Genomic DNA, 6,505 nt, shown 5'->3' with positions numbered 1-6,505 from the left:
TTGTTCTTCCGTGTCGATGATTTCGACCTGGCGCTTCAAAGGGCACGCTCTCTCGTCACTCGGCTCGAAGAGGAGCCACACGTGAATCCGAACACTCAAACCAAGGAGTTCTCGCTCCGAGATCCGGACGGATATTACGTTACGATCAGTGCGCTCTCTGCGACCTGACAAGGCGCTGCAGCTGCTCGTGCCATTCACCGTCAGAGTGAAAGCTGGGCCGCCATAGTCGTCGATGAGCTAGAACGGGTTGACCTGGGGAAAATGAATATTCAGCTTGTAGCAAATGAAGAGAACCAAAATCGCGCCCAGTATGGAAAAAATGAGGCCGGCGGGATGATATCGTTCGTTTTGCGGGCGCGAAAACATGTGGGTAACGGCGCCGCCGATGATCGATCCGATGATGCCGAGCACGATCGTCCAGAAGGTCGTCATATGCACGTGCATCACCGATTTTGCGATAAATCCCGAGATTAGCCCAATGAGAACATACCAGATTAAGTGAAACATGCTTTTCCTCCAGCGTATGCTTTCAGAACGCCGTCGAGTATAACCCAGGGGTTTGGCAATTAACCAGACTTTTCTTACGCCGCAGCAAGAGGGCAGGCCGAGGCATTGCTTGACGGCGCCCACCTGGCGGACGTTTCCAATTGGGCCGACGTGGTTAGAAGAAATCGACCTCCCACATCTCAGGACTAAAATGGCTCGTCGTACCATTTTGATACGGCAAAAGGAAAACCTATCACGATGTCGCTGTCTTAAGTCAGAAATGCGAGTATGGTGCAAATTTCAAGTCTTGACCATACTGGTTGCATTTCGTTTTGGTGCCGGACAACAAGAACCAATCTGGTCTGTGTTCATCCCCAAGGAGCGAGTTTATGAAATTCAGAAACATTGGTTTATTCGCTGCAGTGCTGCTGGTGAGTTTATCGGGGCTTGCACAGATGCCTCCCAACCCAACCCGTCTGAGTTCGTCCCTGCCCCGCGGACGCTCCGCCTAAGCAGAATCTGCAGACGACTGGTAATTTTGCGGTGATCCGAAGGAAATTCGATATCTTTGCGTGGCAGGAATTTGTCGCCCTTAACTGCGTGGACCGGCTCCTTACGGCACACGCCTGAATAGATTTACTCGGAGATGCGCCTCGAGAATTTACGTGCGGCCGTGGAAGCACTGCGCGGTTAATGAACACCAGATTTTGGCGGCAGAAGTCATGCATCATTTCTGTTCCGGGCTATAATGTTCCCCACTTCTGAGATAGGACCATGGACGAACAGGCACTTGAAAAACAGCTTCATGCCGAAGGCTTTTGCGATACTTACGTCTGGCAAGACAGCCCCAACGCTTTCTACCCTGATCACATGCATCCGGGCGAGACCGCGCACATCATCCTCGACGGCGAAATGACAGTGACGATGCACGGCGCTCAAGAGACTTACCAGCCGGGGGACCGTTTCGATATCCCGGCAAAAACGATCCATTCGGCTCGCATGGGCGCTTCGGGTTGCCGTTATCTGATTGGTGAAAAATAGAAGGGCTTTGCTCCGACCGCCTGCCCTTCCGCCAGTCTTAATCAACCGGGTCCGGTTTTACAGACAGAATTAAGGAGCGTTTATGCAAGAAAATGCCAAACTGGTACATCGCTGGTTTGAAGAAGTATGGAACCAATCCCGTGAAGAGACCATCAACGAACTGTTTGCTCCCGACGCTGTGGCCTACGGCCTGGGTGAAACTGATGTGGATGTCCAAGGCCCTGCCCAATTTAAGACTTTCTTCCATAACTTTCGAACAACTTTCCCGGATATACACATCACAATCGAAGACACCGTCGCTGACGGCGACAAGGTTACCGTACGGCTCGTGCTCGAAGGTACACATCAAGGTGACGGGCTGGGAATCCCGCCAACCGGAAGACGCGTCCGCGTGGCCGGAATCGTCATCGCGAAAATTACCGGTGGCCAAATCGTTGCCGGCTGGAATAGCTGGGACCAGCTAGGGCTCCTGCGCCAATTGGGCGCCATACCGGCGCCTCATGCCGACCGTTTCCTCACGGCGCATGCCTGAGATTCCGAACAAAGTTGGGATTGCCGGCTCAGGATTTCAATCTTTGGAACCCTCTTGGCCACCGGATGGGGAGTCAGCACTCATCCTAAAGGGCTGCGGTTTCATGTCATTGCTGCGCGTTCAACCTTTATATGTACCATATATATGTACCATAAACAATTTCAATTGGACTTGATATGCGCCTGACATATAGAGTTTCTGCCGGGGGAGTAGTGTGCGCGCTAAAGAGCCTCGCAGCGGTTGCAGTTTAAGCAGTTGCGTGCGCGCCAGGGTATTGTATGTTTGTGATTTCTGCGCCGATGCAATCGCAGTTAATCTCGCCGTTTTTCCATTTCCTATCCGATGATCGGACGTCTGACCCGCCGCCGACCTCGCGCAGTGATTGCCTAACTCACCTATGAAGCCAGCCGCTAGACCAAAATCAAAAGATGCGCGAAAATGGCTCTATATCCCCTTACAATTGCATCGAAATGACTGGGAGAACTCAAAACATGAGCCAAGCCGCTCTTGCGCGTGATGCGAGTCACGTCTTGACGTTGGAGGAAATCGGTAAGCTTGCGGCAGAGGGCGGCAAACCAGCCGAGACCCTCATGAATGTCGTCGCCTTAATTGCCAAACGGTTTGAGACCGATGTCTGTTCGGCATATTTGCTGGAACCTGATCGCGCCAACCTGGTGTTGGCGGCCACGGTCGGGCTTCGTCCTCAATGTATTGGCACCCTACGCATGGTCATACAAGAGGGCCTCACCGGCCTGGTGGCTGAGCAAGTGCGCCCGGTCGCCGTGGATCAGGTAAAAAATCATCCACGTTTCAAATACTTCAGTGAATCCGGAGAAGATGCTTACCAATCATTCCTTGGGGTTCCCCTGATTGATCGCGGCATCCTGCAAGGGGTCCTGGTGGTTCAAACCATCGAAGCTCGGATCTTTCGAGAGAACGAAGTCCGAATGCTGGTGGAAGCGGCCGCCCAAGTCGCGCCCGTGGTGAGCGAGGCGCGTACGCTCGACCGCTTCATTGCTCCTGTACAGGAGCGGCTCTGGTCCCTGGCCCGCAACTTATGGTGGAGTTGGGACAGTGATTCCACCAGCTTGTTCCGTGATCTTGATCCGATACGCTGGAGACAGGTCAATCACAATCCCATTTCGCTGCTGGGAGAGATTCCCCTGGCGGGAATCAAACGACGGGCCGAGGAGCAAGTGCTGCACGGCCGGATTAACTACGCCTACCGCCGCCAACGGGAGTATCTCGAAGCCGATCGGACCTGGGGCGCAAGGTATGCAGGTATTCTGCGGCCTCGTCCGGTGGCGTATTTTTCTGCTGAGTTCGGGTTGCACGAATCCGTCCCGGTATACTCCGGCGGCCTGGGGGTCCTGGCCGGCGATCACATCAAGAGCGCATCGGACCTGGATATTCCACTCGTCGGTATTGGCCTGTTCTATGGACAGGGATATTTCAGACAGCGGCTCGATCTTAAAGGCTGGCAGCAGGAAGAGTACCTGCAGACGGATCTCAATCAACTGCCCATGGAACCGGCCATTGGAACAAATGGCGAACCGGTCATGGTGCAAATTGAAACCCGGGGCGGCTCGATCCGGGCGAAAGTCTGGCGCATGAAAGTGGGGCGCTGCGATCTGCTTCTTCTTGACTCCAACGTGCCTGGGAACGCTCCCGAAGACCGGGAACTCACCTCGCGCTTGTACGGCGGAGATGGACGCATCCGGATCCGGCAAGAGTTGCTGCTCGGGGTTGGAGGCTTCCGCGCTTTGAAAGCCCTGGGGATCACACCGGGCGTCCTTCACCTGAACGAAGGCCACAGCGGATTTGCCGTGCTGGAAGCGATTCGCAGTCGTATGCAGGAGGAGGGCTTGGGCTTCAACGAAGCTGTGCCTCGTGTTTCCCGTGAAGTGGTCTTCACTACCCACACACCCGTGCCTGCCGGCCATGATCGCTTTAATGCTGACCTGATGGAAGAGCACCTTGGACCTCTCCGCGAAGCACTGGGCCTTTCCCATGAAACACTTATGGAGCTGGGACGCGAGAATCCCAACAACCCGCACGAAGAATTCTGCATGACGGTGCTGGGCCTGAAACTTTCCCGGCGCGCCAATGCAGTCTCTGCCCTGCACGGCGAAGTTTCCCGGACCATGTGGACGGGGTTATATCCTGGTAAGCCCGAGGATGCAGTTCCCATCGGGCACATTACCAATGGCGTGCATGTTCCCACCTGGCTGGCGCCGCAAATGTTTCGTCTCTATGACCGTCATCTGGGCACCGGCTGGCCCGAGCACAGCAGCCAGCCACAAACCTGGGAGGGCATTGAAAATGTGGATGACGGTGAACTCTGGGAGACCCATCTCAGCCTGAAATCACGGCTCCTGGAGTTTGTGCGTCGCCGCGCAGTTGAACAGGCTGAGCGTCGTGGTGAACCACTCGAAACCCGGCAAAGACTCGCACGAGTGTTAAGTCCTGACGCACTTACTATTGGATTTGCACGCCGCTTCGCCACTTATAAAAGAGCCAATTTGATTCTGGCCGATATTGAAAAGCTGGCCGCTGTGGTGAACGACCCTAAACGCCCAGTGCAGTTTGTGTTTGCCGGCAAGGCGCATCCGCATGACGAACCGGGCAAGCGGGTATTACAGCAGATAGCGGAGTTGATGCGTGACCCGCAGTTTTCTGACAAATTCGTTTTTGTAGAAAACTACGATATCAACGTAGGACGTCATTTCGTTCAGGGCGTGGATGTTTGGCTGAATAATCCCCGGCGGCCACTCGAGGCCTCGGGGACCAGCGGTCAAAAAGTAGTACTGAATGGCGGGTTGAATCTCTCTGTGCTCGATGGCTGGTGGGCGGAAGCCTACGACGGCCTAAACGGCTTCGCCATCGGAACCGGCAGGACCCACTCCAACATGAATGTTCACGATACCCGCGACGGCGAAGATCTATACCGGGTGCTTCGCGAAGAGGTGATTCCACTGTACTACCGGCGCGACCACGATGGCCTGCCGCGCGGCTGGATCAAACGTATGAAACGCACCATTCGGACCCTTGGCTGGCGCTTCAGTGCCGACCGCATGGTGATGGATTACACGCTGAAATGTTACGTTCCCGCCGCAGGCGGCACGTCGAGCGACATGCACGTAACACTGTAAACCCTAAAGCTGATGTTCACAGTACGATGAGAAAGAGGGACACAAACTTATGGGCGATTTATTGAGCGAGCAGGCGCTGGATGTTTTGTTTCGCAAGGCACGAACCCACAATAGCTGGCTTGATAAACCAGTAAGCGATGATCTATTGCACCGGCTGTACGACCTTATGAAATGGGGGCCGACCAGCGCCAATTGCAGCCCAGCACGCATCCTTTTCTTGCGTACGCCGGAGGCAAAGCAGAGATTGCGCCCAGCATTGTCGCCGAACAACGTGGAAAAGACGATGAAGGCCCCGGTGACGGCCATCGTCGCCCATGACATGAAATTCTATGAGTTGCTGCCCAGGCTTTTTCCTCACAATCCGGGAGCACGCGAGTGGTTCTCAAATTCGCCAGAGCTGGCTGAGGTCACGGCATTTCGCAACGGCACACTACAGGGAGCTTATTTCATTCTTGCGGCCCGCTCTTTAGGGTTGGACTGCGGCCCCATGTCCGGCTTCAACAACGCCAAGGTGGATGAAGAATTTTTTCCAGCTCCCATTTCTAAAGGCGAACCTGAAGAAGTCATGCCAACCAGTCCGGTGAAATCGAATTTCCTGTGCAACCTTGGGTTTGGAGACCCAGCGAAGCTGTTTCCGCGCGGTCCCCGGCTTGAGTTTGAGGAAGTTTGCAAGCTGTTGTGAGTATCAGCACCGACCAGGAAAAGGGGCCGTTATTTGTTATTGCTGAACCTTGGTGCGCTCTAACATACCCAATCCCCAGAACGCGACCCTGAAGCCGAAAAAGATCAGGTTAAGACCAATCAGAGTCGGCAGGATCAGGCCCCAATTGAATTTCCAGTCCCAAATGAAAAGCGGGACGCTAAGTATGATGAGCGCAATTCCGGTTATGATCTTGCGCTTGCTATTTGCCGGACTTTCTTCCAGAGAGCCGGCCAACGCGGGATTCAGAACAATGGCGGCTGGGAGCTTGGCTTTTCCGGAGTTGTCATAAATCTCACAACGTAAGTTGCCAAACTGCTGCACGCGCAACTCACAATACTTTTTTGCTTCTTCGCGTGAATCAAAAATCAGGCAAGTGCTGGGCGCGCCAGCAGGCAAGTATGCGCCTTCTGAGTTGGTCTCGATTTCCGTATGCGCGTCTTTGTGAAAGACTGCATACTGGCCGGGCTGGATGATTTGCATCCAGTTTGCGGGCCGCCGCTGCGGATCATAGAGCGCAACCTCTTGCAATGGGTTCTCCGGGGAACGGGTTCGTTCCCAGGAAAATTATATACACGACATAATTCGGCGCGC

7 protein-coding genes are annotated in these 6,505 nt (G+C 54.5%); 5 read left to right on the top strand and 2 right to left on the bottom strand.

The window, feature by feature from the left end; genetic code table 11:
• Window positions 1-237: 237 nt before the first annotated feature.
• Window positions 238-507: a GlsB/YeaQ/YmgE family stress response membrane protein gene (locus VK738_05030; GenBank protein ID HTD21993.1), complete on the bottom strand. Its 270-nt coding sequence runs from the start codon at window positions 505-507 to the stop codon at window positions 238-240.
• A 368-nt stretch (window positions 508-875) separates the two neighbouring features.
• Between VK738_05030 and VK738_05025 the strand changes: the two genes are divergently transcribed.
• From VK738_05025 to VK738_05005, 5 genes are all read left to right on the top strand, one after another.
• A complete protein-coding gene (locus tag VK738_05025; protein HTD21992.1) occupies window positions 876-998 on the top strand; it encodes a hypothetical protein in 123 nt (40 codons plus the stop codon).
• Window positions 999-1,260: 262 nt separating this feature from the next.
• A complete protein-coding gene (locus VK738_05020; GenBank protein HTD21991.1) occupies window positions 1,261-1,527 on the top strand; it encodes a cupin domain-containing protein in 267 nt (88 codons plus the stop codon).
• A gap of 82 nt (window positions 1,528-1,609) precedes the next feature.
• Window positions 1,610-2,059 carry an ester cyclase gene (locus tag VK738_05015; GenBank protein ID HTD21990.1) on the top strand — a complete coding sequence of 150 codons (450 nt, stop codon included), beginning with the start codon at window positions 1,610-1,612 and terminating at the stop codon, window positions 2,057-2,059.
• A 491-nt stretch (window positions 2,060-2,550) separates the two neighbouring features.
• Entirely contained in the window at window positions 2,551-5,211 is a 2,661-nt protein-coding gene (gene glgP / locus VK738_05010; protein HTD21989.1) for an alpha-glucan family phosphorylase, read from the top strand.
• A gap of 49 nt (window positions 5,212-5,260) precedes the next feature.
• Window positions 5,261-5,893 (top strand): malonic semialdehyde reductase, encoded by a 633-nt coding sequence (locus VK738_05005; GenBank protein ID HTD21988.1) that lies wholly within the window; start codon window positions 5,261-5,263, stop codon window positions 5,891-5,893.
• Window positions 5,894-5,929: 36 nt separating this feature from the next.
• On the opposite strand, the gene VK738_05000 is transcribed toward VK738_05005, so the two are convergent.
• Window positions 5,930-6,442 carry a hypothetical protein gene (locus tag VK738_05000; GenBank protein HTD21987.1) on the bottom strand — a complete coding sequence of 171 codons (513 nt, stop codon included), beginning with the start codon at window positions 6,440-6,442 and terminating at the stop codon, window positions 5,930-5,932.
• Between the last annotated feature and the right edge of the window lie 63 nt (window positions 6,443-6,505).

It is taken from the genome of Terriglobales bacterium (assembly GCA_035487355.1).
Classification (GTDB): Bacteria; Acidobacteriota; Terriglobia; order Terriglobales; family Acidobacteriaceae; genus QIAW01.
Note: the sequence above shows the minus strand (reverse complement) of the source record. Positions and strands in the feature narration are given on the sequence as shown.